The sequence below is a fragment of the Paenibacillus lemnae genome (assembly GCF_012933385.1).
GTDB lineage: Bacteria > Bacillota > Bacilli > Paenibacillales > Paenibacillaceae > Paenibacillus_AQ > Paenibacillus_AQ lemnae.
The window spans coordinates 178,938-205,853 of sequence record NZ_JABBPN010000003.1; the positions used below are offsets into that span (position 1 = coordinate 178,938).

Annotated in this window: 24 protein-coding genes and 1 riboswitch; of the genes, 16 read left to right on the plus strand and 8 right to left on the minus strand. The window is 49.7% G+C overall.

The window, feature by feature from the left end; all coding sequences use genetic code 11:
* Positions 1 to 15: 15 nt before the first annotated feature.
* Positions 16 to 564, plus strand: a complete 549-nt coding sequence (locus HII30_RS04490; RefSeq protein WP_169504087.1) for a DUF1697 domain-containing protein — start codon at positions 16 to 18, stop codon at positions 562 to 564.
* Positions 565 to 582: 18 nt separating this feature from the next.
* Here the strand turns inward: HII30_RS04490 and HII30_RS04495 are convergent, their stop codons facing one another.
* Positions 583 to 1,239 carry a hypothetical protein gene (locus HII30_RS04495; protein ID WP_169503812.1) on the minus strand — a complete coding sequence of 219 codons (657 nt, stop codon included), beginning with the start codon at positions 1,237 to 1,239 and terminating at the stop codon, positions 583 to 585.
* A 174-nt stretch (positions 1,240 to 1,413) separates the two neighbouring features.
* Here HII30_RS04495 and HII30_RS04500 point away from each other — a divergent pair, with 174 nt between their 5' ends.
* Together HII30_RS04500 and HII30_RS04505 are read left to right on the plus strand one after the other, a co-directional pair.
* Positions 1,414 to 2,316, plus strand: coding sequence for an SDR family oxidoreductase (locus tag HII30_RS04500; RefSeq protein ID WP_169503813.1), 903 nt, complete (start codon positions 1,414 to 1,416; stop codon positions 2,314 to 2,316).
* A 571-nt stretch (positions 2,317 to 2,887) separates the two neighbouring features.
* Positions 2,888 to 3,487 carry a DUF2087 domain-containing protein gene (locus tag HII30_RS04505; protein WP_169503814.1) on the plus strand — a complete coding sequence of 200 codons (600 nt, stop codon included), beginning with the start codon at positions 2,888 to 2,890 and terminating at the stop codon, positions 3,485 to 3,487.
* A gap of 136 nt (positions 3,488 to 3,623) precedes the next feature.
* Here the strand turns inward: HII30_RS04505 and HII30_RS04510 are convergent, their stop codons facing one another.
* Positions 3,624 to 4,337, minus strand: coding sequence for a LytR/AlgR family response regulator transcription factor (locus tag HII30_RS04510; protein ID WP_169503815.1), 714 nt, complete (start codon positions 4,335 to 4,337; stop codon positions 3,624 to 3,626).
* Positions 4,338 to 4,627: 290 nt separating this feature from the next.
* Between HII30_RS04510 and HII30_RS04515 the strand changes: the two genes are divergently transcribed.
* From HII30_RS04515 to HII30_RS04525, 3 genes are all read left to right on the plus strand, one after another.
* Positions 4,628 to 6,466 carry a flagellar assembly protein A gene (locus HII30_RS04515; RefSeq protein WP_169503816.1) on the plus strand — a complete coding sequence of 613 codons (1,839 nt, stop codon included), beginning with the start codon at positions 4,628 to 4,630 and terminating at the stop codon, positions 6,464 to 6,466.
* 50 nt (positions 6,467 to 6,516) lie between these two features.
* Positions 6,517 to 7,533, plus strand: coding sequence for an HD-GYP domain-containing protein (locus tag HII30_RS04520; protein ID WP_169503817.1), 1,017 nt, complete (start codon positions 6,517 to 6,519; stop codon positions 7,531 to 7,533).
* An 80-nt stretch (positions 7,534 to 7,613) separates the two neighbouring features.
* On the plus strand, positions 7,614 to 8,183 hold the full coding sequence (locus tag HII30_RS04525; RefSeq protein WP_169503818.1) for a hypothetical protein: 570 nt from the start codon (positions 7,614 to 7,616) through the stop codon (positions 8,181 to 8,183).
* On the opposite strand, the gene HII30_RS04530 is transcribed toward HII30_RS04525, so the two are convergent.
* Positions 8,180 to 9,154 (minus strand): aldo/keto reductase, encoded by a 975-nt coding sequence (locus HII30_RS04530; protein WP_169504088.1) that lies wholly within the window; start codon positions 9,152 to 9,154, stop codon positions 8,180 to 8,182. The genes HII30_RS04525 and HII30_RS04530 overlap by 4 nt on opposite strands.
* Positions 9,155 to 9,405: 251 nt before the next feature.
* Here HII30_RS04530 and HII30_RS04535 point away from each other — a divergent pair, with 251 nt between their 5' ends.
* Positions 9,406 to 9,993, plus strand: a complete 588-nt coding sequence (locus HII30_RS04535; protein WP_246246102.1) for a hypothetical protein — start codon at positions 9,406 to 9,408, stop codon at positions 9,991 to 9,993.
* A gap of 105 nt (positions 9,994 to 10,098) precedes the next feature.
* On the plus strand, positions 10,099 to 12,060 hold the full coding sequence (locus tag HII30_RS04540) for a cyclic nucleotide-binding domain-containing protein (protein ID WP_169503820.1): 1,962 nt from the start codon (positions 10,099 to 10,101) through the stop codon (positions 12,058 to 12,060).
* Positions 12,061 to 12,150: 90 nt separating this feature from the next.
* Here HII30_RS04540 and HII30_RS04545 read toward each other — a convergent pair whose 3' ends face one another.
* On the minus strand, positions 12,151 to 13,902 hold the full coding sequence (locus tag HII30_RS04545) for a DUF4127 family protein (protein WP_169503821.1): 1,752 nt from the start codon (positions 13,900 to 13,902) through the stop codon (positions 12,151 to 12,153).
* A gap of 137 nt (positions 13,903 to 14,039) precedes the next feature.
* Positions 14,040 to 14,143, plus strand: a riboswitch (TPP riboswitch).
* Positions 14,144 to 14,314: 171 nt separating this feature from the next.
* On the opposite strand from HII30_RS04545, the gene tenA reads away from it, so the two are divergent.
* From tenA to HII30_RS04580, 7 genes are all read left to right on the plus strand, one after another.
* Entirely contained in the window at positions 14,315 to 15,040 is a 726-nt protein-coding gene (tenA, locus tag HII30_RS04550) for a thiaminase II (protein WP_169503822.1), read from the plus strand.
* Positions 15,037 to 15,864: a bifunctional hydroxymethylpyrimidine kinase/phosphomethylpyrimidine kinase gene (gene thiD, locus HII30_RS04555; RefSeq protein ID WP_169503823.1), complete on the plus strand. Its 828-nt coding sequence runs from the start codon at positions 15,037 to 15,039 to the stop codon at positions 15,862 to 15,864. Before tenA ends, thiD begins: the two co-directional genes overlap by 4 nt.
* Before the next feature lie 136 nt (positions 15,865 to 16,000).
* A complete protein-coding gene (locus tag HII30_RS04560; protein WP_169503824.1) occupies positions 16,001 to 17,212 on the plus strand; it encodes a cation:proton antiporter domain-containing protein in 1,212 nt (403 codons plus the stop codon).
* 228 nt (positions 17,213 to 17,440) lie between these two features.
* Complete coding sequence (locus HII30_RS04565; RefSeq protein WP_246246103.1) at positions 17,441 to 18,178, plus strand: hypothetical protein; 738 nt, start codon at positions 17,441 to 17,443, stop codon at positions 18,176 to 18,178.
* A gap of 11 nt (positions 18,179 to 18,189) precedes the next feature.
* Positions 18,190 to 19,878: a vWA domain-containing protein gene (locus HII30_RS04570; protein ID WP_169503825.1), complete on the plus strand. Its 1,689-nt coding sequence runs from the start codon at positions 18,190 to 18,192 to the stop codon at positions 19,876 to 19,878.
* Between the two features lie 29 nt (positions 19,879 to 19,907).
* Complete coding sequence (locus HII30_RS04575; RefSeq protein ID WP_169503826.1) at positions 19,908 to 21,047, plus strand: toxic anion resistance protein; 1,140 nt, start codon at positions 19,908 to 19,910, stop codon at positions 21,045 to 21,047.
* 121 nt (positions 21,048 to 21,168) lie between these two features.
* Positions 21,169 to 21,618: a copper amine oxidase N-terminal domain-containing protein gene (locus HII30_RS04580; RefSeq protein ID WP_169503827.1), complete on the plus strand. Its 450-nt coding sequence runs from the start codon at positions 21,169 to 21,171 to the stop codon at positions 21,616 to 21,618.
* A gap of 110 nt (positions 21,619 to 21,728) precedes the next feature.
* Here the strand turns inward: HII30_RS04580 and HII30_RS04585 are convergent, their stop codons facing one another.
* From HII30_RS04585 to HII30_RS04600, 4 genes are all read right to left on the minus strand, one after another.
* Positions 21,729 to 22,334 carry a response regulator transcription factor gene (locus HII30_RS04585; protein ID WP_169503828.1) on the minus strand — a complete coding sequence of 202 codons (606 nt, stop codon included), beginning with the start codon at positions 22,332 to 22,334 and terminating at the stop codon, positions 21,729 to 21,731.
* Positions 22,335 to 22,367: 33 nt separating this feature from the next.
* Entirely contained in the window at positions 22,368 to 23,480 is a 1,113-nt protein-coding gene (locus HII30_RS04590) for a sensor histidine kinase (protein ID WP_169503829.1), read from the minus strand.
* Positions 23,455 to 24,639, minus strand: a complete 1,185-nt coding sequence (locus HII30_RS04595; protein ID WP_169503830.1) for a DUF418 domain-containing protein — start codon at positions 24,637 to 24,639, stop codon at positions 23,455 to 23,457. The genes HII30_RS04590 and HII30_RS04595 overlap by 26 nt, the downstream gene beginning before the upstream one ends.
* Before the next feature lie 125 nt (positions 24,640 to 24,764).
* Positions 24,765 to 25,241, minus strand: coding sequence for a hypothetical protein (locus HII30_RS04600; RefSeq protein ID WP_343045066.1), 477 nt, complete (start codon positions 25,239 to 25,241; stop codon positions 24,765 to 24,767).
* A 95-nt stretch (positions 25,242 to 25,336) separates the two neighbouring features.
* On the opposite strand from HII30_RS04600, the gene HII30_RS04605 reads away from it, so the two are divergent.
* Positions 25,337 to 26,791 carry a DASH family cryptochrome gene (locus HII30_RS04605; protein ID WP_169503831.1) on the plus strand — a complete coding sequence of 485 codons (1,455 nt, stop codon included), beginning with the start codon at positions 25,337 to 25,339 and terminating at the stop codon, positions 26,789 to 26,791.
* Positions 26,792 to 26,916: the final 125 nt, after the last annotated feature.

Sequence of the window (26,916 nt, forward strand, 5' to 3'; positions counted from 1 at the left end):
AATGGGGGAATGGCCTTGGTTTACACGGCACTGCTGCGGGGAATCAACGTCGGCGGAAATAATAAAGTAGATATGAAGCAGTTAAAAAAGGTGTTTGAGACGGCAGGTATGACGAACGTCGTAACGTATATTAATTCCGGGAATATCGTCTTTACCTCAGACCGGGCGTCCCAAAATGAGATCGCCGCCGTCCTGGAGGCAGCGATCCTGGAACACTTCGGGCTGTCAATCAAAGTATTGGTGCGAAGCATGGCCGACATGGAGGCCGTCATGAGCATACTTCCCACAGACTGGAGCAACGACGACCGGATGAAGAGTGACTGCTTGTTCTTATGGGAGGAATACGCACATGAATCTGTGCTGGAGCAGCTGAACATCAAGCCCGAGATTGAGACGGTGTTGTATGCTCCGGGAGCTATTTTGTGGTCGGTGGACCGGCCTAACGTAACGAAAAGCAGCATGAATAAGCTGATCGGGACCAAGCTGTATCAATCCATGACCGTCCGCAACGTTAATACCACTCGTAAAATTTATGCTTTGATGCAGGCGGCGGGACAGAAATAGAGGATGCGTTTATCTTCTTCAGTCTTCAATGGAAATGGACTGCAGCATTTCGTGCATGACAGCCCCCATACCGTCTGCAGCTTCGGCGGGATAACTGTAATAGATGATCAGGCAGCTTGCCTCGATATCGAAGGCATAATATCCATGAATCTGGTCTTCGTGAAGGAAGCTCTGCCGTGTTCCTTCATAACCGTTTAACTCCTGCGGCACCTTCTCCGTCTGACCAGGCGTAAAACCCTTCTGCTGGAGAGTATGCTGCGCTTTTCCGGCGGCTTCCTCAAGCGGAGTCTCTTCCAGGACTTCAACCATCAACTCGGCGGTTCCTTCCCCCATGGCTCTCTGATAAACAACCTGCCCGCCTTCAACAGACGGGGAACCCATCAGGACCCTCAGATGATACTGAATACCGGCAGGAGTCAGGGTGTATTCCACAACCTTCACTTCTTCTGTCATACCTTCAATAGTGGTTTCCATTGAGATGGTACTGCCGGTATGGACCTGTAATCCGCTGTCAGGTTCGTCGGGCTGGACGTTATCGTGTTCTTGAGACGGGGGACTCTGCTCTTCCGGAGCAGGTAAAAGGCCAGGCGGACCGTTTTCCGCGATGGAGCATGCACTGGTCAAGAAGAAGAGAAACAGCGCGGCTGTGCATAGGATCTGCTGCTTTAACTTCATCGAAATCCCTCCTTGTTATATACTCTGACGACAGGACAAGGGTCAATGTTTCAGGTATGTAAATTTTATCCATATGCTGTGATGAGTTTAGCCAGAGGGCTTTAAGGTTACAAAAAAATAGTGAGGCTGCAAAGCAGCAAAATCTATTGAACGTAACCAAGGAGGGAAACAACCGTGGCAAATCAGGACCAGTACCAGACACAGGATCCAACGAAACAGTATCCGCAGGCATCATCAGAATGGAAACAGCAGCAGGATGAACCGGGGCTTCAAAAAGAAATGACTCCCGTGCCGGACTGCGGGGAGCAGAGCTACCGTGGAACCGGAAGATTGACCGGCCGCAAGGCAGTCGTAACTGGAGCGGACAGCGGCATTGGCCGTGCTGCGGCGATTGCATTTGCTCGTGAAGGAGCGGATGTAGTACTGTCATATCTGCCTGAAGAAGAAGCCGATGCTCAGGAAGTTGTGAAGCTGATTGAAGAAGCTGGCCAAAAAGCGGTTGCCGTTCCCGGAGATCTGAAGGATCCTTCTTACTGCAAGCAGTTGATATCACAGGCCGTAGAGCAGCTGGGCAGCATTGATATTCTGGCCAATGTGGCCGGCAAGCAGCAGTATGTGGAGAATATCGCGGACTTGAGCGATGAGCAGTTTGATGCGACGTTCAAGACGAATGTATATGCCATGTTCTGGCTGTGCAAAGCGGCAATCCCGCATATGAAGCCAGGCAGCTCGATTATTAATACGTCTTCCATCCAGGCCTACAGCCCGTCTGAAATTCTGCTGGACTATGCAACGACCAAAGCGGCCATTAACACATTCAGCAAAGCGCTTGCTCAGCAGGTGGGCAGCAAGGGGATCCGTGTTAATGTCGTGGCACCGGGTCCGGTCTGGACACCGCTTCAAGTGGTAGGCGGACAGCCGGAGGAAGTGCTTGGCGAGTTCGGTTCTTCGACACCGCTGGGCCGTGCAGGACAGCCGGCCGAAATGGCTTCAGCCTATGTATATCTGGCCAGCCAGGAGTCCAGCTATGTATCGGGAGAAACTTTGAATGCGAACGGCGGCATGGTTTCACCGTAAGTTAAAAGCCAGGCAGCGGTGGCTTGCTCCCGACATCATGAACGCATGTTGAGCGAGTCAATATCAAGTACAGGATGCCCTTGAGATGCCAAACATCTTGAGGGTATTCTTTTGTGCATTTGTCAGCGCAACCCGACTATGGGCATGTGGCTGTTGCGAGGTCAAGTGATTTATGATTATGCTGGAAGCTGCTGACTTTATAGAATCACTAGTTACTTGGAATTCTAACGGACCCTCAGTCCGTTAGAGCATACGGAGAGTCCATTTTCAGCGCAAATACCTGCTCTAACGGACTCCATGTCCGTTAGAGCCTCCCGGTGTTTGCCAGCTTGCGCCCTCCTGATCTCCGCCAAATCTTATCCTCCAGCGCCACATTCATATTCCTAGGTTCATTTCTACTAACTGCCTAACTCTACATGCTCACACACAACATCACACATTCATTCATGATACTTCTTGACACAGCTATCTAATTTAAATAGTATCTAATTTAACAGATAACTAATTTAACATATGACTAATTAGATGAATGACAAATTAGCGGATTATAATTCAGAAGGATGTGAAGCAGATGCAGCTGGATAAAGTCGTCAGCTACCATAAAGCGTTAGCCGATCCCAAGCGGGTTCAAATTCTAATACTGCTCGCCCAAGGCGAAATGAACGGCCAGGTGCTGGCCGAGAAACTGGGGGTCACACCGGCTACCATTACGCACCATGCGGCCAAGCTGAGAGAGGCCAGCTTGATCCAGGAGCGGCGGGACAAGAATGCCATTTATTTTTCACTCGATCATTATATGATTCAATCCAGCAGCAAGGCTGCTGTAAATCTGATTTACCGCAAAAGCGAAGGAGGTGCTCAGGAAATGGATGAGCAGCAAAAACAGAAGAGAGATGGCGTGATCAGAAACTTCATCACACAGGACGGGAAGCTGAAGAGCATTCCTTCCCAACTGAAGAAAAAATTGATGGTGCTGGAGCACATGGTAGAGAAGCTGGAGTATGGAAAGAAGTACAGCGAGAAGGAAATCAACGAATTTATCAAGACGTATCATGATGATTTTGCGACCCTGCGCCGCGAGTTTATTATGCACCAGTTTATGTTCAGGGAAGACGGGATCTATGAAGTAAATCCCCAGGAAATGTGGGCAAGATGGGAGACGCTGTCCTGATCGCAGGGATGATAACAGCTTTTCAAATCCTCAGCCAGGATTATGCCTGGAATCTGAGCAGTGCCTCGTCACGGGCAGCAAAGGGGCCCCTTCAAGAACTAAGATTTTCAGCTCTTGAGTGGGTCTTTTTCAATTGCTATATATACTGCATTCTCTGCTGCAATTCTACAATTTTAAGTTTGGAGACATGTGCATACTTCGTTGTATGGTGAAAGTAAGCCAGGTAGGTCTGACTTTCAGAACTAATACCAGAAATCCAGTTGAGGTTAACAATATAGGAGCGGTGTGAGAGAAAAAACTGCCTGCCTGGCAGCTGACCCAGAAGATTCTCAATGGTGTCGGTGGTGTGATACATTTTATCTTTGGTCAGTATGTGACACTTTTTACCAATCTTCTCAATAAATAAAATGTGATCGAATCGAATATAGTACGAGTTTTGACCATCTTTAATGGTTAGGCGCTGTAATAAAAAAGACTCCTGTTGAGACTCGAACCGCTTTCCTGCTTTCTCCAGAGCCCTGTAAATCCGTTTTTTCTCAACAGGCTTTAGTATGTAATCCACCGCGGCAAGCTCAAACGCCTCCACCGCATATTCGTCATAGCTGGTTATGAAGATACACAGCAAGTCTCTTTGGATATTCATACAGGACCGCATCGCTTCAATACCATTCATTCCAGGCAGACGGGTCTCGAGCAGAATTAAATGTGGCTGATTCTTGATTACGGAATCGATCAATTCCTCTTCGTTGATGCATGTATCGACAATATGGAAACCGGGGGAATTGTCTATATAAAACTTGATCCGTTCCATGTCGTTTTTTTGTTCATCCGCAATAATGACCCGAATCATTGCAGCGCTCCTTTGAGTGTCATATAGAAGATAGTTAGCAAATCTATGAACCGGATGGGATGACAGGTCATGCACCTTCATGACTCACTTTTATTTGGTTAGTTAGGTGTACAAATGATATTTACCTGAACGGACCACCATTTGAATCGAAAAATTCGAATTTTGTCGTAGAATGTCAAAAAACAGGTCCGAAATAATAAGAGAGAATTAGACAGATTGTTAAGAAATCCCTTACATTATTAACATAATACATAAAGGATCCACCAGCTCCTCCGAGGAGGGAATGTATGATGAATATGATGTCAGAAGAAGAATTAACAAGTTTAATTAAACAGATCAATCTCGAGGAGCTTGATGCATCTTCCTGGCAGGGGCCGTCCCCAACATTGGATGTGAATCAGGATGATGGTGCAGGAGAAAGAATTCATATTATTGATAAAACCATTCAAGTAGAGGATTCGTTCCCTTCAGGACAGTCTATAACGATCGAGGCTGAAGCACCTGTAAAGTTGAAAGTGAATGGTGAATGGATCGAGGGTGATGTTAATGTCACCTCAACAGACAATATACAGTGGGAAGTTGAAGATCAGCCATTATTTGAGTTAAGTGTTACCGAAGACAAGCTGGTGACTGATTTCCAGCTGATTTCAAGAGAGCGCTATTCTGCGAAACTGGAGAAGGTTGAAAATGACTCCACAGTGCTCTTCAAAGCTGTAGAAGATCGGGATATTGTCCTTGAAATTCTTCGACTTGATGATGTTATGGCCGTAATCGAAGGCAGATCAATCAAATCACACGTAGATTTGGCCGCCATTCATGATGAATTGGAAAATCCCACCTTTCGGAAAATTACGATAGCCAAAGGGAAAAAGGCAGTTCCCGGAACAGATGCCCGGCTTGAGGTCTACTTTTCGGAGCAGATCGAAAGTCATTTTTTTGAAATCGGAGGCACGGTGAACTTCAGGAATCATCTGCAGATCCCCTCCGCGAAACAAGGGGAGGTCATCGCAAGGAAGATACCTGTCATTGAAGGGATTCCCGGCTATGATGTTTACGGTAACATTCTTCTTCCAGATCCTCCTAGGGATATCATGATCATTGCTAAATCTACAGTGGAAATGACTTCAGAAGGGGAAATTATAGCGCTGAGGGAAGGCAGGCCGAGAATCACCGGCGGGAAAATCAAGACCTTCGAAATCTCGACTTCTTTTGTCGTATCGGGTAATGCGGATATTAAAACCGGCAATATTGTTTTTTCCGGGGATGTCATTATCTATGGTGACATTACCGAGGGGATGATCGTCGAGTCACTTGGTAACGTCTACGTGTATGGAAGTGTGTACGGATCTACCGTTACAGCAACGGGCAGCATTTATGTAAAAGGCAACGTAATCGGCAGCAAGCTGTATTCCGGATACTACGGGGTTATGTTTAACCGTTTATATCAAGCTTCCAAAACGCTGAGTGATTTGCTGCGCAAGATGCTGATGGCCTCAGAGACACTGAACAAGGCACTGGAGTCTAAAAAACAATCCGTCCGCTTTGGCCAAATCCTCCTGCTTCTGATCGAAAACAAATTCAGGGAAATTCCAGTTGTTATCAAGGAATTGCTGATCGTTATAGCGAACATCCAGCACTTTAAAAAGGATGAATTCCAGAACCTGCAGCGAATGTCGGAGATGTTCATCCAGCCTGCTCTGCTGTTGGAGAACATGTCATACAATCTTTTGAAAGGATATCTGGCATACTTGGACAATACATACGCAGAAGTAGAGCGGATGCAGGAGAATGAAGTGGAAATCCGCATCAATCAGTGCCATAACAGTGAGCTCAAATCCAATGGTCATATTTCCATTCTGGGTGAGGGCGTGCTGAACAGTGATTTATTTTCAGCGGGGGATATTTCATTTGCCTATGAATCAGCCGTATGCCGCGGGTCCAAGCTCGAATCAGGTGGAAGCATACAGGCACGGATAATTGGCGGACAGACAGGTGCGGATACGATCATGAAGGCCGGCAAACAAATCTCTGTAACCCAGTGGTACGGAGGACGGATCTGTATTGGCAAACGATGTAGGGAGATTTATGACTATACAGAGAATCGTGTATTTACCTCTGCCAATGTCTGAAACCAGAATAGCTCCCTTGCTATCGATGTTCTCAGGGAAGTGGTGCTGTCATGTCTATTGAGTCGCAAGGATCTAACCACAGTTTGTCTGCCCACATCGGGTATCGTCTGAAGCAAAATGTGTATTCGAAAGACATATTGCTGCTGCCGGCCTGCTCTATTCTTACTGCCAGAAATATAGAGCTGTTACTGGCAAATCACGTTCACATATGTGATGAAGACATAGAGCCTACTCAGGCGGTTCACATGGTGGATCAAGCCGTAGAGGAACTTAAGGCCGCTTTTGTTCTTGCGAGGTGCACACTTCAGGTGCCGATCGCTCGTATTCGCAGTTCCATTACACCTTTGATTGTGGACCTCAATGACAGTCCGGATATCAGGACGCTGTTTTACCGAATGGAGCAGAGTGATGAATATACGTATCGTCACAGTATTGGGGTGGCGCTGCTTTCCCGGCTGATCGGAAAAGAGCTGGGGCTCAAGCACGCACAATTAAACGAATTGACAGAGGCTGCGCTTCTGCATGATATCGGTAAGGTTATGATTCCGGAGGAGATTATTAACAAGCCCGGCAGATTAACTGATATGGAAATGCGCGAGATGCAGCAGCATACGATATATGGCTATGAGATGCTCAAACGTACACCTGAGATTTCGAGCGCGCAAGCTATGGCGGCGCTTCAACATCATGAACGTGAAGATGGAAAAGGGTACCCTTTTAAATTAAGAAGTGAGGAGATTGACTTCTACAGCAAAATTGTAGCGGCAGCCGATGTGTTTCATGCCATGGTATCCAAAAGACCCTATAAGAATCCAGCCCCGGTGTACCGAGTGCTTAAAGAAATGACCGAGCATGCGTATGGCATGCTTGATCCCCGGGTGACCTTGAAATTTGTAAAGCGGATTATGGATATGATGATTGGCAATCAAGTGCTGCTTTCCAATGGGTGTTCGGGAAAAGTAATTATGATACATCCCCAGCATCCGATTCGCCCTCTGATCCAGGTGAATGGTCATTATATTGATCTGGACAAGGAACGGGCCATTGAAATGATAGATTGGGCATAACCATATAAGAGCAGGGACAGAGCGCAGACGTTGTTTTTTGCGGGATGTCCCTGTTTATTTATAGAAGAGGAGGGGTCAAAATGAATGCATTTCGAGCGGTATCGTCATGGGTGTATGACAAGGTGAACTGGAAATGGACTCTTGCAGCTGTTGCAATCTTCATCTGTTTCATGATTTTTGTACTGCCTCAGCAGGCAGAGAAGTCAGAGGGAGCCACGGGAAGCGGCGAGTCTCCTGACTCCTCATTTGTGTATACGGCGGAGGATCTGTACCGGATCGCAGATATCTATGGAGAAGAGGGGCGGAAGGAATACATCCAGGCACGTTTTACGTTTGATATCGTATGGCCGCTCGTGTACTTGTTCTTTCTCTGTACGCTGTTGACCTCGCTGTACCGGTTTCTTCCCGAGCGGAGCCGGTGGCGGTTCATTCATCTGCTGCCCTTGGGCGGCTGGTTGTTTGATCTGCTGGAGAATCTCGGTGCATCCTTGGTGATGTACCGCTATCCGCAGCCTACTCCTGTTGTGGCCCAGCTAACCCCTGTCTTTACACTCTTGAAGTGGATGATGATCTACGGAAGCTTTGCGGCTGCAGGTATAGGGATCATTCTGCTTCTCATTCGAGCCGTTCGGGCCATAAAAACTCGTTAAGACAAACGGTATGAAGCAAAGGGTTCGCTATTAATGAATGGACGGCTGATCTCATCCATTCTGGAGGCGAGCTCCTCGTCGAGTTCAAGATGCAGGCTCTCCAGATTGCTTTCCAGCTGAGCCGTGCTCGTAGCGCCGACAATGACGGTGGATACAGCCGGACGTTTGAAAAGCCAGGCCAGCGATAAGGCGCTCGGGGTATATCCATATTCGGCAGCCAGTTCACTGACCTGCTGGCCGAGCGTAAGATTTCGTTCCTGAAAAAATCGGGTGAAGTTCGGGTCCGTATCCGCTCTGGAGCCGGATGGAATGCTGCCGCTATCCTTGTATTTGCCGGTCAGGATACCACCGGCCAGCGGGAAATAAGGAATCAGGCCGATGCCCTGGTCCAGACACAGGGGAACAAGCTCCCGTTCCGGCGTCCGGTCTGCCAAAGAGTAGCTGGTCTGTATAGAGGTATAGCGGATGTATCCTTTCAGATCACTCAGTCCGAGTGCCTTCATCAGTTCCCATGCAGCATAGTTGGAAGCCCCGATATACCGAACTTTCCCTGAGGAAACCATGTCATCCAGGGTGCGCAGCGTTTCTTCCAGAGGTGTGTACGGGTCAAAGGTATGAATCTGATACAAATCGACATAGTCTGTCTGAAGCCGCTGCAGACTGCCTTCCAGCTCCTTCATAAGATGGGAACGCGACGAACCCTGTTCGCCAGGCCCCTTTCCCCGCGGCAGTCCTGCCTTGGTCGTCAGCACAGCTTCATGCCGCCGGGCCTTCAAGGCTTCTCCAATAATTCGTTCCGATTCGGTTCCGGCATATATATTGGCGGTGTCTATGAAATTAATTCCATGGTCCAGCGCATGGTGGATAATTGCGGTTGAGGTTTCCTGATCCGCTCGTTTCCCAAAAGCATTCGTCCCGAGCCCCAGTTCCGAAACCTGCAGCCCGCTTGCGCCCAATCTGCGGTGCAACATCGTCATCTCTCCTTTGTTAATCACTCTGTTAGCCATCCTAGTATACAGCTTGTCCTGCCCAGGCTTCAAACGAAGCCATCCAATTAAGCGGCTTAGCATACCCTTGAAATAAAGCGAAATTTTCATCTCAATTTGTCATATTTTGGGTTGTTGATGCCAGCTTGCTCTGTTATGATCTAGGAAATAAGTTCTAGTATAGATTTAACAGTGAAATGAGGTTGAATGAGATGAACCGGAAAATGATATTATCCATGGCAGGATCATTATTGGTCGGTGTCGCAGCAGGGACAGGCATCATGATGAATGATCAGGCGTATGTGTCTATGAAGCAGGTTGTAAGCGGAAGCGGCACGAATAACTCCGTTGGGCAAATTGGTTTGAACATGGTCGATCTGTCCAGTATGGATATTGAATCTGCGCTGATGGCTGTTCAGCAGGAGCGGTCAAATTTGCTGGATCAGCAGCTGCAGAATCAAATTGAGCAGATGCAGCAAGTCAATCAAAGTCTGGCCGAGCTAAACGACATTATTGGCCAGTTTAAAGGCTTGACCTCAGGGATTACAGAAGGCGGCTCCATTACGATTAGCGCTGATTTGGCAGCCCGCGTGGAGTCAAATGGCCTGGGAAACAAGGACAAGCTGGACTATTCCTTCCAGGAGGCCAACATCCTGATTACAGAAGCGAAGTCGCTGTCGGATGCCAAGTCAAACAGTCAGCAGATGGACATGCTTCGCCTCCAATCGCTCAGCAACAAAAGAAACGAGGCTTTTGAAACCATGTCCAGCTTCATCAAGAAGATGCAGGATTCCAGAAGCAGCATCATCGGCAATATGAGATAATCGTCACGTGACTTTAGTTCCAGATTCATACATAATAGAATGACATAAGAATACGAGAAAGAATCTGCCTTGTGGCGGGTTCTTTTGTCATTTGGGGAGATGTTCATGTCAACGGCAGAATCGGCAGTACAGTTTTTGCAGGGACACCCTTTATTCCGGGGAGTGCCGGAGTCTGAGCTCTTGGCAGCGGCCGGATCAATGCATGAAGAGCGATTTGAGGCAGGAAGCTATCTGATAGAAGAGGGCAGCTACGGAAGCTCCTGTTATTTTATCAAAAGCGGCGAGGTCCGCATTACTTCCAGGAATTTGATCGGTGACTCCGTAACCCTTGACCGGCTTGGCGAAGGTGCCTTGATTGGCGAGGTTGCTCTCTTTCTGGAGGAAAAAAGAACGTCCAGTGTTCAGGCGATCGGGGGCGTAACCGCGCTTCGGCTGGAACAAAATGCATTCAGCAGGCTGGCGGCGGCCAGCCCGATGTTCCATGAAAGCTTGTCCTTCTCGGCTCGAATCCGGACGATGCATGCGATGCTCAGCAAAGCATCCATATGGGCAGCGATCCCGAATGCCGAGCTGCGGGGACTTGCCGAAGTAACGGTGAGGCGCAAGGTGTACAAGGATGACACCATCCTGGAAGAAGGCGTCAAATCAGACCGCTTCTACATGATTTCAGAGGGTCGGTTTGAAGTCCGAAGCGGCAGGAGAAAGAAGCAGATCTTCAAAGCCGGAGATTATTTTGGTGAAATGGATCTGCTTACCGGTGAGGCGCATACGGGCACCGTGAAAGCGCTGGAAAGCGGCGAGCTGATGGTCATGGGCCGTGATGAGTTTCATTTCGTCCTGCAGCAGTATGAGCCGGTACGCCGCCAGTTCTATGAGGTGCTGGATATCCGGAGGCCGGATTTGCTGACACCGGAGGTGCAGGCCAAGCTGCATTTCTCGGCCGAAGAGAGCAGCAGCGGGGGCGCGTCTCACCCAACAGGCGTCTCAGAAGCTGCGGCTGCTGTGACAGATGGTGCGGCTGAGAGTGCTTCGGAGCAAAGCCGCACCGCTGCGGTATCTAACGCAGCACCAGCTAGAGATCGCTGGATGGATATCGTGCTGTGGCTTGGTGGATTGTTTGTACTCTTTACAATTCTTGCAGTCTGGATCCGGCAGCCGGTCTGGATCTTCGGCGCACTGCTGACGGGCGGATTTCTAGGCCCGGTCACCTTTGTTGCTTATATTCGCGGATCCCAGCTATTAGGGTTTCGGCCTGCCCGGCTGGCTCTGGTGTTTGGCGTTTCTGCACTGACGACAGTGCCGGGTGCCTGGGTACTGGAACGATACTTGCTGCAGGATCCCGGATTATCAGGAACAGCGGCTTCGACATGGAGAATGGTTCTGACCATTGCCGTGGTTGAAGAAATCCTGAAACTGGCGGTGTGTCTAGTATTTCTACGTGGACGCACGGGACGCTTTTTGATGGACGCGATCGTATTCGGGGCTGCGGCTGGCATGGGATTTGCTGCTCTGGAAAGCATATTGTACGGCTGGACCTATCTGCAGCAGGGGGCTGCACCGGGCATGCTTGCCGTATTATGGGTACGTGCGCTGCTCTCTCCTTTTGGACACGGGACGTGGACCGCCATTGCTGCAGCAGGCATCTGGTACGGAATGAGCCGGCGGGGGGACAAACAGGAGACTAGCGGATCGGGCCGCGGGAAGCTTGTGCTTGTTATGCTTGGCATCCTGCTGAGCATTCTGCTTCATTCGGTCTGGAACTACCCCTATGCTAACGGCGGCGGCAAGTTAATCGGGATGGTCAGTGTGGGTGTTGCGGGGATTGCACTGCTCTACCTGCTGCTTCGGATTGGAGCGAAAGAGGAGATTGAGCGTCTGGGTGCGGTAAACCCTGAACGGCATACGGAACACCGGCTGCAGGACACGGTTGGGAATCAGCCCGCGGAAGGAACCTCCACCTCCAACGCATCAGGCAAAAGTCTGGTCTGCGACAGCTGCCGGACGGTATCCCCGCCAGCTTCAAGGTATTGCGCAAGATGCGGACAAGCACTTCAGTTGAAGCGATAAACTGCCAGCAAAAAAGACGGGTGCCCTGTTTCCGAGGCACCCGTCTCACGTTATGAAAGCTGCGATTAAATCTAACCGCAGCAAATTGAGTCAGGATTGATGAACTTCATTCAGGACTACGCTTGGCTGAAGTGTAATCTCAAACGCCCGGTGCCAGGTGAATTCCACGCCGTCTTCTGGCAGAGAAACACTTGTATACTCCGCATAGGTCCAGCGGCCGCCACACATGGAAAGTACATTCCGGGAAGGGTTTGTACTGCCGATTCCAAAAGCGTTTCGAGCCGCTAAAGCGGCGCAATGCAGCTGCATCTGCTCCTGGAGCATCTGAGTCAGATGAACGTAGTCCTCCTCCGTGTTAAACAACAACATATGTCCGTCTGCATAAGGGATGTTGGTATAGAGCGCACGGGCCCGGGAGTATTCCCGAATCACGGCAATAGTGATCTTTTTGTAGGCATAATCCTTAAGGAAACGCTTGAATAACAGAGAGCCATGACTCTGGACCGCACTTTTCCTGCTGGAATCCTCTTGTTCAGAGGTTACAAAAGCATACCGGGCCTGTGCCATGCCTAGCGCGATGCCGATTTTGTTGCCGGCCGTGTTCCAGGCACTGTATCCCAGCAGCTGCCCTGCTGCCGGCGTATCCAGCAGCGCTTCGGCCACCTCCGGACGGGCTGCGCCTCCGCCTGTAAAGTCGATGACTACGCTGGGCACCTCGTCTGCAGCGTTGTTCTGAAGCTGCTGTATGGCGGCCGAAATACCTTCCGGCCCGGTTACTGCGATGATCTGCACTTCCGGCTTTTTCGAAGCGAAGGAACTGGAAGCACCTGAATCTACATCATCCACCAGCTGTCCACGTACGATCTCGACATGATAACGGATATTGTCGTGTACACTCATATATTCATAAGGATTGATAATACTGCAGCCATCCGGTCCGAAATATTGGACAGCATAATGTCGTTTATGGAAACTGCTTGATAACTGACACGCCATGCGTGCCATCAGGGAATGCCCGAGTCCGTCTGCATCCGGAAGGATGATGACCCGCTCCGGCTGCTGTCCATCCTCGCCTTCCAGGTTTTCGTTGATGTAATTTTCGATAAAAATAATTTCGTTTGCCTGGACGCCCTGGGTAGACGAATCATCTACACCAATCGCCAGAAAATCGATGAAGCCAAGACGGCATAGCTGATGCAGCAGATAGACATTGGACTTGAACTTATGGCGTCTGGCCTCATAATATTCTTCTTTGTTAAACGTATGACTGTCTGGATAAGGAGTGCCGTCCGGTTTCAGATCATATCCTGACAAAATATCTTCCAGTCTTGAGAACGGCTTCCTCGGTTGTTTCATGAGATTTCGGGATTCATCATAGGCATCCTGAAATACCCCGTCCACGTAGGTCGTGGTCGCCAGCCGCATGATCGTATCCAGTACATATACCGGCTTGTGCGGGTAACGCTCTTTTACGGTCCTGATCACATCCAGCAGGTGTGTGACTTCAGGATCATAATCAGGGTAATTGCCGCTGCCGCTGGGGCGCAGGCGGCGGCTGCCTATCAAGCCGCCGTAGGCCAGCATATCGGATGAGATGATGAAGCCGTCAGCGCTGTCGGCCAGCTCTTCAATAAACCGCCGTATAGCCGCCGTATCCCCGACATGAGGGCATGAGGTGCTCATCAGCGTATCTCCCTCTGATGTCTTATGGGAATCCATCCGATTTTTTATATACTCATCATCCGGGGTGATCACCTCTAAGCCGGCAGAACGCCCCAAAATAATGACATCGTCCAGATTGACCGGACGGTCGTCGAGCGGTACATACAGCACTTTTTTCATGGATAACAACTCCTTACAGATTCGCTTCAGCTTATTTTCACATGCTAACTCGTAAATGGCAAAGGACGATTTATTTAAAATGCATAACCGTTTGACAGAATCTTCAAACCTATGTACAGTTATAGGCAAAAGAATAGGAAGTCCACTAGGGGAGCCGTATGCGGCTGAGACAGGAGTATATCCTGGACCCTTTGAACCTGATCTAGTTCATACTAGCGTAGGAAAGTGGAGCCGGCCGTCATGACTGCTGTTTCATTATTATTTTCAATGCAGCAGCTACAACCACAAGGACACCAGCCGCTCCCGCTTACGGGGGCGGCTTTTTTTGCGCGTCTTCCAGTAAGGCGACACCGTGATTTAACGAACAGAGAAGGACTTCCTGCTTTTTATTCATGCTGGAGGTGGAAGGAATATGAATTTTACACAGGAGCTCCGTCACAAGGCGGACGGTATTTTTCAGGCGATTTTTGATCATCCCTTTGTGCGGGGAATTGCAGAAGGGAACCTGGAACGGGAACAGTTGATGCACTATGTGAAGCAGGATTTTGAATATTTGAATGCCTTCATGCGCATTTACGGGATTGCGATTTCAAAGAGCGGCTCACGGGAAGAAATTGCTCTGTTTAACGAGCAGATTTCTTTCGTACTGCACAGCGAGGTTCATCCGCATAACAATTTTTGTGAGGTGGCCGGCGTTACTTATGAAGAGATGCAGGGCTATGCATTAGCTCCGTCTGCGCATCATTACATCCGGCATATGCTGACCGTAGCCCACGAAGGCAGCCTGGGTGAAATCATGGCGGTGCTGCTGCCGTGTCCATGGACATACGTGGAGATCGGCCAGAAGCTGCTGGACGAGGTCAAGCCGGGCCCGGACCATCCGTTTCATGACTGGATTACCTTTTATGGAAACCGTGCCGAAGGAATCACCTCAAAGCTGTGTCAGCGGGTGGATGCCTGGGCGCTTGGGGCAGCGGATGCGGAAAAGGAGCGCATGACGGAACATTTTCTCCTCAGCTGCCAGCTGGAGTATATGTTCTGGGATATGGCCTACCGTCTGGAAGATTGGCCGGTCCAGAAGCCTGCCGCTGAAGTGGTGCTGGAGGCCGGCGCTGCCGCTGCGGGGTCAGCAACATGAGCGTAGCAGTCATTCCCCGGGCGCTTACCATTGCAGGCTCTGACAGCGGAGGAGGTGCAGGTATCCAGGCTGATCTGAAAACTTTTCAGGAGCTCGGCGTGTACGGCATGTCAGCTCTGACGGCTGTGACGGCCCAGAACACCCTGGGCGTCCAGGGTGTTTATCCGCTCAGTGCGGAAGCCGCAGCGGCCCAGATTGAATCGGTAGGCTGCGATCTGGGGGTGCATGCCTTGAAGACAGGCATGCTGTTCAACGCCGATATTATCAGTGCCGTAGCGGACAAGATCAGCAGCTTTGGGTGGAAGAATGTCGTGGTCGATCCCGTCATGATCGCCAAGGGCGGTGCGGATCTGCTGCAGGCCGAAGCGGTTACAGCGTTGAAGCGGGATCTTCTTCCGCTGGCCCTGATTGTCACGCCGAACCTCCCGGAAGCGGAGGTGCTGGCCGGCATGTCGATCTACAGTATGGAGGACCGGAGGGAGGCAGCGAAACGCATTCATGACATGGGCTCAGATTTCGTCGTGATCAAGGGAGGTCATGAGGAGAAGGAAGGAGACCAGATCACGGATTTGATTTATGACGGCAGGGTATTCACCAAGCTGCTGGGTCGGCGGGTCGAGACGGTACATACCCACGGAACAGGCTGCACGTTCTCGGCAGCCATTACGGCCGGGCTGGCCAAAGGAATGTCAGAGATGGCGGCCATTACAGAAGGCAGAGCCTTCATTCAGGCAGCCATCGAAGACAGCCTGGGTCTGGGTCAGGGACATGGTCCGACCAATCACTGGGCATACGGCAGACGGCGCCAGGCTGTGACTCAGTGAGCATGCCGGCGGCCGTCATTTTTTGACTCGATTCCCGGATGATTGATCCCGCCCCTCTGGCGGTTAATAACCTCATATAATAAAGGGCAGTCATTTATTGGAAGGCTGCTACGCGGTGCATAGAGGGGCGTTTTTTGTGGAAGTGATACAGGTAATCCTGCTGCTCTTGGCGGGGTATATTGTTTTTGCCGTAGATAAGAAAAAAGAAAATGTACCGGTTCCGGTCATTCTTGTACTCATCGGGATCGGACTCTCCTATATTCCTTATTTTGCCCATCTGGAGCTCAGCAAGCAGGTCCTGTATGATATCTTTCTTCCCGGATTATTGTTTATATCCGCCTACAAATACCCGCCCCGGGCGTTACGGAAACATGCGGGTGTGATCGCGGTATTAAGCACAGTGGGGCTGCTTGCTTCAGCACTGCTGCTGGGGATGGTGATTTACGCTGCAGCGGGTATGTTTGCCGGCTTGTCTTTTGTCGGTGCACTCCTTATATCTTCTATCCTTACGCCAACCGACCCGGTATCTGTCGTCTCCATCCTCAAGCAGTCATCCATTGATGAAGAAGCTGCGGATGTGGTTGATGGAGAATCGATGATTAACGACGGAACCAGTGTGGTGCTGTTTGGCGTCCTGGCAGGCATGTATATGGATGGAAAATCGTTTAATTGGCTGTCATTTCTCGGTGAATTTCTGCTGCTGGGGCTGGGCGGAGCTCTTCTGGGCGTAGGCGCTGGCTGGCTGCTCAGCAAAACCATTCATGTCACTCATCACCGGGAATACCAGGTCATGCTGAGCATTATTGCTGCTTATGGCGTGTTTCATCTGGCCGAGCAGCTGGGCATCTCCGGCGTATTAGCTGTAGTTGCTTCCGGCATTATGCTGGGGTGGGAGTTTGAGCATACGAACAAGGAGGATCACTACCGTGAGGCATTAAATGGCTTCTGGAATGTGGTTGAACCTACCATTCTGGCGCTGGTGTTTCTGATGATCGGGATCCGGGCGATGGATTACCTGACTTTGGACGGCTGGGGACTAGCTGTTCTTATTCTTGCAGCTTCCCTGGCGATCCGGTTTCTCGTCATTCTACTGACAATGGAGTCATTCCGGGGCTGGCGCGATTTCAACGACTGGCGAACCTGTACCCTGATCTCCTTGTCAGGCATTCGGGGAACGATGTCTGTTGTGCTGCTGCTTACACTTGCACAAGAGGCTTCTTCTACAGGAGAGACCGAGCTTATTCTTTCCTTGTCCTTTGCCGTTGTGATGTTATCGCTTGTGATACAGAGTCTGGGCATCTATCCCCTGGCTAAGATAATGGGAAGTGGTGGAAAGCGTAATACCTAGAATCCATTCAGCAGCTGTAACCACCATGTGGGAGCCTGCTGCCGCAGCTGCGGCAGCAGGTTTTTTATGTCCAATGGATCAGTTTTGGCATTTTCGGCAGTGCAAATTAGTCTGCAAAAAATAACGGACCGTTTTTCGTGAAGATACGTATATAATGTCATTAGACATGTTTACACAATTTTACTTAGTAGGTATATCTTTCAGCAGAGTCAAGGGGGTGAGTAAGTTTTGAAAAATAAATATGTAAAGCTCTTAGCGGTGATGCTGGGTGTTTCAGCCGTCAATATTATTGTTTTATCCCCCGGCCTGTTAGGTCTCCGGTATGGTGAGAGTCCGCTTACGTCCGCATTGGTTATCACGTTGTTGTTAACAAGTCTTGTGGCTCTCCTCTATGCGATCTATATCCTGCTTATCAAAACAACACCGGCAGCGGCGCCTGTCAAACCGCTGGAAACCCATGAGGAATACATAATGGCCGTTGAACAATACAAGGGAATAAAAACACTGAAATCCGAAATAGATCTTTCCATATCCCAACTGGGCCGTCTTCAGCAAAGAATGCTTACCCTGCTGGGCGTGTTAAACCAAAGGTTCGATCCCAATGAGCTTACGTACAAAAAGTTCATTTCCGTTGCCCACGAAGTGGAGAAGCTGTTCTATTTAAACATCCGAAGCATGCTGAACCGGATCCGCTTGTTCGATGAGGCCGATTACAACAGTATTCAAAAGCAGGGAAAGTCCAGTCTGCCGCAGCGCATAATTCAGGAGAAACAGGCGGTTTACGATGAGTTTTTCTCATTTATAAGTGGTTCGCTGGCTACGAATGAAGAAATTTTACTGAAGCTGGATAAGCTGCTCGTTGAAATCTCCAGACTCGACAGCTTTGATCCTGCAGAGATTGAGAACATGCAGTGTATGCAGGAAATCGATTCCCTTATTAAACAAACGAAATTCTACAGAGATTAGGAGTGCGTGTAATGAAAAAGCAAAAAAAGTTTCTCATGACCTCTGTGATTCTGATTGTCACAGTATTCGTGCTGGTGTACGCAGGAATCAGCTTAACCTCGAATATAGGAGACAGTGATCCACAAGCCGCAGCCGAGCGCGCCAATAAGAAACTGGAGAAGATGTACTCCAAAATAAACGTTATGACGGAAGCGCCCGTGAAGGGACAGATTGACCTGAACCCGGCCGATATTGCCGAATCGCTCCCGGATATCGCTAAGTTTCCGGTCACGGTCGAGCCGACGACCAGCAGCTATGTTGAAATCTTCTCTTCCACGGAGAAATCCGGAACCGGCGTTGACGGGTGGCTGACGGAAGTTGCGACAGCATTTAACAAGGCGAAGATTCAAGTTAACGGAAAACCTGTTTCAGTCAAGGTTCGCAATATCGCTTCCGGTACCGCAGCAGACTATATTAAATCCGGTAAATACGTCCCCGATGCGTTTACCCCATCCTCGGAATTGTGGGGAGAGATGGTGCAAGCCAATGGCGTGAAAGCCGAATTGATCACAGACCGGCTTATAGGTAACGTTCCGGGAATCGTGATCAAGAAGGCAAAACATGATTTCTTGGTCGAAAAGTATGGTGCTGTCAATGTGAAAACCGTCATCGAAGCGATTGAAAATAATGATTTCTCGATGGGCTACACAGACCCCTTTGCCAGTTCAACCGGATTGAATTTTCTGATTACTGCGCTGGATACCTTTGACCGGTCTAACATGCTGGGCACAAAAGCGGTTGAAAAGTTTGAGAAGTTCCAAGCCAACATCCCGTTTACGGCTTCAACCACCATCCAGATGCGTGAAGCCGCGAAGTCAGGTGCCCTGGACGGTTTTGTTCTGGAGTACCAGACCTATGTGAACGCCGCTGACCTGAAAGGCGGATATGTATTTACTCCGTTTGGTGTACGGCATGACTCGCCTCTGTATGCGCTGGGTAAAGTATCCGCAGAGAAAAAGGAAATCATTACAAAATTCGCAGAATTTGTAGTCCAGGAAAAGTATCAGGCCACGGGTGAGCAAAAAGGCTTCAATGGTCTTGAAGATTACAAATCAGACCTGCCTGCCGTGGACGGGAACCTGCTTGGTTCTGCTCAGAAGATCTGGAAAGAGAAGAAGAATGTCTCCAAACCGCTGGCTGCTGTCTTTGTGACCGATGTATCCGGAAGCATGGCAGGCGAACGGATCAATCAGCTGAGGGAATCTCTCATTAAAGGCCAAAAGTACTTGGGGAAAGACAACAGCATCGGACTGGTTTCCTATTCCAGTGATGTTACCATCAACCTTCCGATTGATACGTTCAACACGAATCAGCAGTCGATGTTCGTGGGTGCGGTTAACAGTCTGCAGCCGAGCGGGGGAACGGCAACGTTCGACGGTATTATCGTAGCGATCAAAATGCTTCAGGATGAGCTTGCTGTGAATCCAAACATGAAACCGATAATTTTTGTGTTAAGTGACGGCGAGACCAATGAAGGGAACACATTAAAGGATATTAAAGGCCTCATTGAAACGTACAAGATTCCTATTTATACGATTGGATATAATGCCAACATTGAAGCACTCGAAGATATTTCAGTCATTAATGAAGCAGCCAGCATCAACGCAGACACCGAAGACGTCGTGTATAAAATCGGAAATCTGTTCAATGTTCAAATGTAATCATAATTCGAATAATGGAGGTTATTCCTATGTCTTTTTCCATGCAGGTAACAAGCCCGGAGGAAATTCAGTCTGTCATCGAGCAGGAGGTACAGCCTGAACCAGCCGAAGTCACAGAGCTCAAGAAACTGGCAGAAAATAATGTTGCGAAAATCATGGAGATCAATCTGGATTCTCTCGATACACGCCGGGAGATTTTGCAGTCCATTGACTCCTTCGGAGTGAATACAATAAAACACTCATCCACCAAAAACTCATTGCTGCAGGTGTCTGTCGGCAACCTGTCGAAATCGGGAGATGAAGGCGGGGTAGTGGCCAAGGGTTTAAGCGAGCTGCACACCCAAATTAAAGATTTGGATCCAAGTCTGGTCGACTTCACAAAAACCGGCTTTCTGGGAAAGTTCTTCAATCCGATTCGCGCCTATTTCCTCAGATTCGAAAAAGCGGATTCGGTCATTGCCGATATCGTTGCTTCTTTGGATAAAGGCAAGATCATTATGAGTAACGATAACAAAACGCTGGAAATGGAGCAGCATTCCCTGCGCGAACTCACCAAAATTCTCAAGAAAGAGATTCAGCTGGGCACATTAATGGATGAATCTATTGAAGCCCAGATCGAGGCTGCGAAGATGCGGAATGAGGATCCGGAGAAAGTCCGCTTCATCACGGAAGAAATCTTGTTCCCCTTAAGACAAAGAGTGATGGATATGCAGGAGATGCAGGTAGTAAACCAGCAGGGCATCATTGCAATTGAATTGGTGATTCGTAATAACCGTCAGATGATGAGGGTGGTAGACCGGGCCAAGACCGTAACAATCTCTGCGCTCCGAACGTCGGTTATGGTGGCAGGCGCTTTGTACAACCAGCGTATCGTTTTGAAGAAGGTTGATATTTTAAATCAAGTGACTTCGAATCTTATGGAAAGCACATCGAGAATGCTGAAAGAACAGGGAGCCGAAATTCACAAGAAGTCGATTGAGTCCAATTTGTCACTGGATTCCCTGAAAACGGCCTTCAGTGAAGTGATTGAGGCCATGGATTCGATCAGCACCTACAAGCAGGAGGCACTGCCGAAGATGAGAGAGACGATCCATCAATTCCGCGATATGGCGGAGATTGGTGAGAAGCAAATCAGAAGGCTGGAGAAGGGGAACCAGTTAGCATTGTAATAGAATAGGAAACGAAAGAGCCCGGCGTATGCTGGGTTTTTCATGTTGGATGAGCAACTTTATATTTGTGAACGCGTCTATATAAGTAGAGTATCTTCATAGAAAAAAAGGAGGAGACATCATGAAGCATGGCATTCGGCTGGTGATCAGTATGTTTGCCTTTTTTCTTACCTTTGGTGCAGTGCAGCCTACAGATGCATCTGCAAGCAGCGATCCTAATGTTTATATCAATCAAAATAAAGTCCCGCAAGGGAATATTGTCATGAAAGACAATCAGATATTCGTAGCTTTTACAGAACTGATTCAAGAACGGGATGGTTTGAACATGCAGTGGGACAATATCAACAAGGAGATTGAGATTACGGGGTCCAAAACGTACCTCATCATTACAGTAGGCAAGAATACGGTGATCAAAAATGACAAGCAGCTCGAAATGAGTGCAGAGCCTTTCATTCATGAAGGTAAAACGATGGTTCCGCTCCGGTTTGCTTCAGAAGCACTGGGCAGGGAAGTGCAGTGGAATCAGGCTGCCCAGACTGCTTATGTGCGTACACCGGATAAAGCCTCCTAGGCAGGACAAGCTGCGGTAGTTTAACATGAGTTTCTGACAGACAGAGCTGGGAATATGCAAGTAAAAAGCGGTGCCAGGGTTCAACACCCTGGCACCGCTTTTTACTTGTATCAGATCCATCCGCGGTCACGTGCTTTTTCAATGGCATGATGCCGGGTTTCAACTTCGAGCTTCTGGATCGCAGAGGATAAATAATTCCGCACGGTACCTGTGGTCAGGTAAAGATGTTCGGCAATGTGCCGGGTGGTACCGCCTTCTGAGACCATGCGAAGGACTTCCTGCTCACGCTCGGTCAGCGGGTTGGCTTCATGGGTGAACAGGGAGTCTGCCAAATACGGACTGACCACCCGTTTGCCCTGCATGACTCTGCGTATCGCTTCCACTAGAAATTCGATAGGCTCATCCTTGAGCAGGTAAGCATCGACGGCGGCATTCATCGCTTTTTGCAGATAGCCGGGTCTGGCGAACGTCGTAACAATCATGATCTTACAGTTCCAGCCGCGGTCCCTTACCGTCTGTGCCACCTCCAGACCGGTGAGGCCCGGCATTTCAATGTCCAGCAGGCATATATCCGGCTTGCAGGCTTCGATCATACTCAGCGCTTCATGGCCGCCGGATACCTGCGATATAATTTCAAAATCTTCTTCCAGCTGCAGCAGCGAGGCGAAGGCGCCGCGCAGCATATGCTGATCTTCAGCGATCACGATGCGTATCATTGAAAGTCTCTCCTCCTTGTATTACGGCACCCATCAGGAATGTTCCGTCATAACCGGAACGATTAACTCTACTGCGGTTCCTTGCCCGAGGACGGAACTCACATGAGCTTCCCCATGAACCTGACGCATACGTTCGTGCATGGACGGGAGGCCGAATCCCTCTCCAGAATCAGGAGATATCCCGCAGCCATTGTCTGTGATGGTGATCCGGCAGTGATCTTCCTCATGGTGTCTGGCGATGCTGCACCGATCCGCTCTGCTATGTTTCACAATATTCGTCACAGCTTCCCGCAGGGAGAGAGCCAGCATGGTTTCCACGGCCGGAGGCAGCGGAGGTACGCTTCCAGTAGAGCGGATCTCCAGCGCAATGCCAGCTGACATCAGCAGAATCTGTGCCTGCGATAGCTCCTCCTCCAGCGATACATGCCGCATGGAGGTGACCAGTTCACGTACCTGCTGCAGCGCCTGGCGGGAGCTTGTTTTAATCTCTTCGATTTCGGAGCGCGCACGTTCGGAATCCTTATCCACGAGCCGTGATGCGAGCTCACTTTTCATCTTGATCATGGTCAGGGTCTGGCCCAATGTGTCGTGAAGATCCCGGGCGATCCGGGTGCGTTCTTCCTCCTGGATATACCGCTCCAATTTGCGGTTGGCATCATTGAGCTTCGTGGAGAGTAAGCGGGACCTCTCAATGGTCTGGATAATGTAAGGTGTGAGCAGCTGCAGGGCCATTACCGGCATAAACGGAGAAGTGAAAAAAGTGAACAGATCCCCATGTAAAGCAGCATGCGTAACCAGAAACATCACGGCAATCCCGGCCATTCCGGCGGCCATATGCCTTACACTTCGCGCGCGTCCCAGCAGATCGGCATACATAAAGCCGTATAAGAGCAGCCATTCGTTATAGAACAATGCATAGATGGTGACAATACCAAGCCCCGCCCAGGAAGCCAGAACAAGCATCCATCCCCGCTGCCATATACCGATGTAGAAGGTAAGCAGTGTCAGTACATATAGACCCAGGCTGATCCCCCATCCGAACGGCTGAGGAGCGGCGAAGGTCAGGTAAGCCAGGCATATCAATGAGAACAGATCAATAAACAGATAACGTTCCAGTTGTTTAGGAGGATACAGTTTTTGAATCATGGTGACGTCCTTTGTCAGTCATCCGGCGGATGAAGAATTTACGTGCCGCTTCCAGCGGACCTTGCTTGAAAATGTTAAACCATACGGTGGAAAACAGGATCAGGAACAGACAGATGGATAGCCAGACTGTGACAGTGGCAAGGGAACTTGTGCTGCCTCCAAGCGAAAAGCCCCAGCTGTAGAACAGAATGGAGGCCAGCACATTTTGCAGGACATAACAGCTCAGCGCCATTTTGCCGATCCGCTCAAGCATGGACCACAGGCCCCACTGAGAGAATCGCTCTGTCATCAGGGCAATCAGGGCGATGTATCCTAATGTCATTACCGGGGCAAACAGATAGCGCAGCGGGAAATCGAAAAGTCCACCGGGCACAAACAGCAGGAGATTCAGCGGAATACCTGCACCAAGACCCACCTTCAGCATACGGCGTCGTATTTCCCGCCCACGCTGATCCGGCGCAAAAGCACCTGCACGCATCAAGCGGATCCCTGCCAGAAACAGAAAGATATTAAGTGGAAGAACGAAGACCGCTTCCGTGCGGAAGAAGCCGAAATTGGAAATCCGGAACATCACTTGTTCCAGCCAGGTTCCACTGCTATATACGGTCTCTGAGAAGGCTGCATTGCCTATAGACATGCTGCCTCCCATAAAATAGGTGATCATCGTGGCCATAAACAACAGTAACACGAATATACCATGGATGCTTCCTGTGATCCACATGCTGCGCCGGATGAAGCGGTCTCCGCGGCTTACGATCCAGGCGACGATGATGGAGGTGAGGGCATAGCTCATAAGAATGTCATATTCCAGAACGAGTGTATAGTGCAGCAGACCTTCCAGCATGAGAAACAGGGCAGTCCACAGATAAGGACCGGGCCAACGCTTGTTACGCAAGCGTGCTCTGCGGTACTGAATTTCAAGCCCAACCCCGAATAAAAGAGTCAGCATCCCCAGCAGCTTGCCATTGACCAGAAACAGCACGATATAGCGGATCAGTGTGTCGACAGAGGCCCACCACTCGTTATGTGTGTAGGTGAATAGATAATCAATGTTGCCCAGATGAGCAAACAGCCATATGTTCGTGCCAAGGGTGCCCAGAATGGCAAAGCCCCTTAAAATATCCAGCAGCCGGATCCGTTCCGAAGTTTGTGTATTCATCTTATAAAATCCTCCCAAGTCCGTTTACGTGTATTCCTTCTCACAGTGTACGGCTCAGGAGGCGGGGGCGGTAGACACGGGCGTCATGCCCTTGGGCATGACAGGTGTCATACTATGCTGGTTGTTCAGCGGGGTATGCGTTCTCTCATCATCCAGCCAAGCAGCAGTCCGTACAGCAGGTGGCCTGTAAGCCAGAACAGCAGAGCCGGGAGATCCAACAAATCGGGTGTCCGCGTAGACAGTGCCGTGGTCGGATATAAGAGCAGTCCTACTGCTGTGTTTACAGCCATATAAAAGTACAGGCGGGTGCGTATGGACCATGCTGTTCCCTTCCAGTTAACAATGAGCGCCAGCACCAAAGCAAGCAGGACGGAAATGATAAGGTGAAGCAGAAATTCTGCGAATTCGGACAGCTGAAGCTGATTCAGGAGCGGGATATAGTCGACGTTTAATAACAGTGTATATACCTTTAATGATGTTACATATTCAACACCTTTCAGAAACAATCCCAATAAGACCCCTGCGATGATACCGGCCCATAATGACCGTACAGCAAGCGGGGTGAAGTGAACCTTTGACGCAGGCAGGTTTAGTTTTTCCACAACTAGCGCATCCTCCTTATGATCACAATGCTTTTCATATGGGTTAATTGTATAGTAAGTGTATAGTGTTTGTAAAAAGAAAGGAGGGACTGTTTATGGAATGTTCCCTGGTCTGGTTTCGCAAGGATCTGCGTGTGCATGATCATGAGCCGCTGCTTCGTGCTTCGGCATCCGGCAGGCCCGTGGCGGGCCTGTATTGTTTCGATCCCCGTGATTACGGAGTCACCTCATTCGGATTTCCGAAAACAGGTGCACATCGTGCACGGTTTCTCATTGAAAGCGTGAAAGAGCTGCGGGATAACCTCCACAAGCTGGGCATGAAGCTGATCGTTCGTATGGGCAGGCCCGAACAGGTTATAGAAGAACTTGCCGCCTCCGGGAACCTGGACATTCAGGAGGTGTATTACCATGACGAACTGGGAAGTGAAGAAGAGGAAACCGTGAAGCTGGTGAAGTCACAGCATCCCGGGCTAGCTTTTCACGGGTTTGATGGACATAGTCTCGTACATCCGGAGGACCTGCCTTTTCCGCTGGAGGACCTGCCCAAGCTGTATACACCATTTCAAAAAATCATCCTTCGCAGCCAGGAACAATGCGTCCGTCCCCTGCTTCCTCTTCCGAAGCGGCAGGAAGCCGTGATTGCTGCTGAAGAAGGCGACATCCCGAACCTGGACCAGCTGGGACTGGACAGTTCGATGCTGCCATCAGATCCGGTGTTCCGCGGAGGTTCCTCGGAAGGGAGGAAACGGCTGAAGCATTATTTTTATGATCATCAGCATGTCAGCCGGTATGGCGAAACCCGCAATGGGCTGCTGGAGTATGACGATTCCTCCAAACTGTCCCCGTACCTGGCCTTGGGCTGTCTGTCTCCGCGTGTGGTCTATTGGGGTCTGAAGGACTACGAGCAGAGCATTGCGATGAACGAGTCCACACAAGGATTTATGGCTGAGCTGCTGTGGCGGGAGTACTTTATCTATGTGCACAGGAAATATGGGGATCGGATTTTTTTCGCTGGTGGACTGGATGATAAGAAGCTGCCCTTGTCCAGGGATGAGAAGAGGATCCGGGCGTGGTGCTCCGGGGAAACCGGGTATCCGTTCGTGGACGCCAATATGCGAGAGCTGCAGCAGAGCGGCTGGATGTCCAACCGGGGAAGACAGAATACGGCGAGCTTCCTCGCGAAAAATCTAGGTGTCGACTGGCGGGCAGGGGCAGAGTGGTTTGAGTCCAGCCTCCTGGATTATGATGTGTCCGTCAATTACGGGAACTGGTGCTACAATTCGGCGGTAGGGAATGATACCCGGCCGTACCGCATATTTAATGTAACAAAGCAGGGGAATGACTATGATCCGCAGGGGGCCTATGCCCGTAAATGGCTGCCCGAGCTGCAGGCAATTCCTTCTGAGCGCATCTATGAAGTCCCTGAGTTTACGCTATTTGACCAGCTGGAGTATGGTGTCACGCTTGGGGAGGATTATCCGCATCCCATCGTGGAATGGATGGCGTCGGTGACAGCGTTCCGAGCCAGACTGAAGGCAGAGAAAGAATAGAAAGAATAGAGCACTATTTAAGCCCTGAAGATGATAGTATGCTTCAGGGTCTTTGTGCTTTCAATAACATCCGAAATCTTGATTGAATGCCCTTACATTTAAGAAGATATTCCCGATATAATAAA

Coding starts and splice junctions, on each gene's coding strand:
- HII30_RS04495 (WP_169503812.1), bottom strand. CDS start 1,239: ATGAAGTTAAAGCAGCAGATCCTATGCACAGCCGCGCTGTTTCTCTTC.
- HII30_RS04505 (WP_169503814.1), top strand. CDS start 2,888: ATGCAGCTGGATAAAGTCGTCAGCTACCATAAAGCGTTAGCCGATCCC.
- HII30_RS04510 (WP_169503815.1), bottom strand. CDS start 4,337: ATGATTCGGGTCATTATTGCGGATGAACAAAAAAACGACATGGAACGG.
- HII30_RS04515 (WP_169503816.1), top strand. CDS start 4,628: ATGAATATGATGTCAGAAGAAGAATTAACAAGTTTAATTAAACAGATC.
- HII30_RS04520 (WP_169503817.1), top strand. CDS start 6,517: ATGTCTATTGAGTCGCAAGGATCTAACCACAGTTTGTCTGCCCACATC.
- HII30_RS04525 (WP_169503818.1), top strand. CDS start 7,614: ATGAATGCATTTCGAGCGGTATCGTCATGGGTGTATGACAAGGTGAAC.
- HII30_RS04530 (WP_169504088.1), bottom strand. CDS start 9,154: ATGTTGCACCGCAGATTGGGCGCAAGCGGGCTGCAGGTTTCGGAACTG.
- HII30_RS04535 (WP_246246102.1), top strand. CDS start 9,406: ATGGCAGGATCATTATTGGTCGGTGTCGCAGCAGGGACAGGCATCATG.
- HII30_RS04540 (WP_169503820.1), top strand. CDS start 10,099: ATGTCAACGGCAGAATCGGCAGTACAGTTTTTGCAGGGACACCCTTTA.
- HII30_RS04545 (WP_169503821.1), bottom strand. CDS start 13,902: ATGAAAAAAGTGCTGTATGTACCGCTCGACGACCGTCCGGTCAATCTG.
- tenA (WP_169503822.1), top strand. CDS start 14,315: ATGAATTTTACACAGGAGCTCCGTCACAAGGCGGACGGTATTTTTCAG.
- thiD (WP_169503823.1), top strand. CDS start 15,037: ATGAGCGTAGCAGTCATTCCCCGGGCGCTTACCATTGCAGGCTCTGAC.
- HII30_RS04570 (WP_169503825.1), top strand. CDS start 18,190: ATGAAAAAGCAAAAAAAGTTTCTCATGACCTCTGTGATTCTGATTGTC.
- HII30_RS04575 (WP_169503826.1), top strand. CDS start 19,908: ATGTCTTTTTCCATGCAGGTAACAAGCCCGGAGGAAATTCAGTCTGTC.
- HII30_RS04580 (WP_169503827.1), top strand. CDS start 21,169: ATGAAGCATGGCATTCGGCTGGTGATCAGTATGTTTGCCTTTTTTCTT.
- HII30_RS04585 (WP_169503828.1), bottom strand. CDS start 22,334: ATGATACGCATCGTGATCGCTGAAGATCAGCATATGCTGCGCGGCGCC.
- HII30_RS04590 (WP_169503829.1), bottom strand. CDS start 23,480: ATGATTCAAAAACTGTATCCTCCTAAACAACTGGAACGTTATCTGTTT.
- HII30_RS04595 (WP_169503830.1), bottom strand. CDS start 24,639: ATGAATACACAAACTTCGGAACGGATCCGGCTGCTGGATATTTTAAGG.
- HII30_RS04605 (WP_169503831.1), top strand. CDS start 25,337: ATGGAATGTTCCCTGGTCTGGTTTCGCAAGGATCTGCGTGTGCATGAT.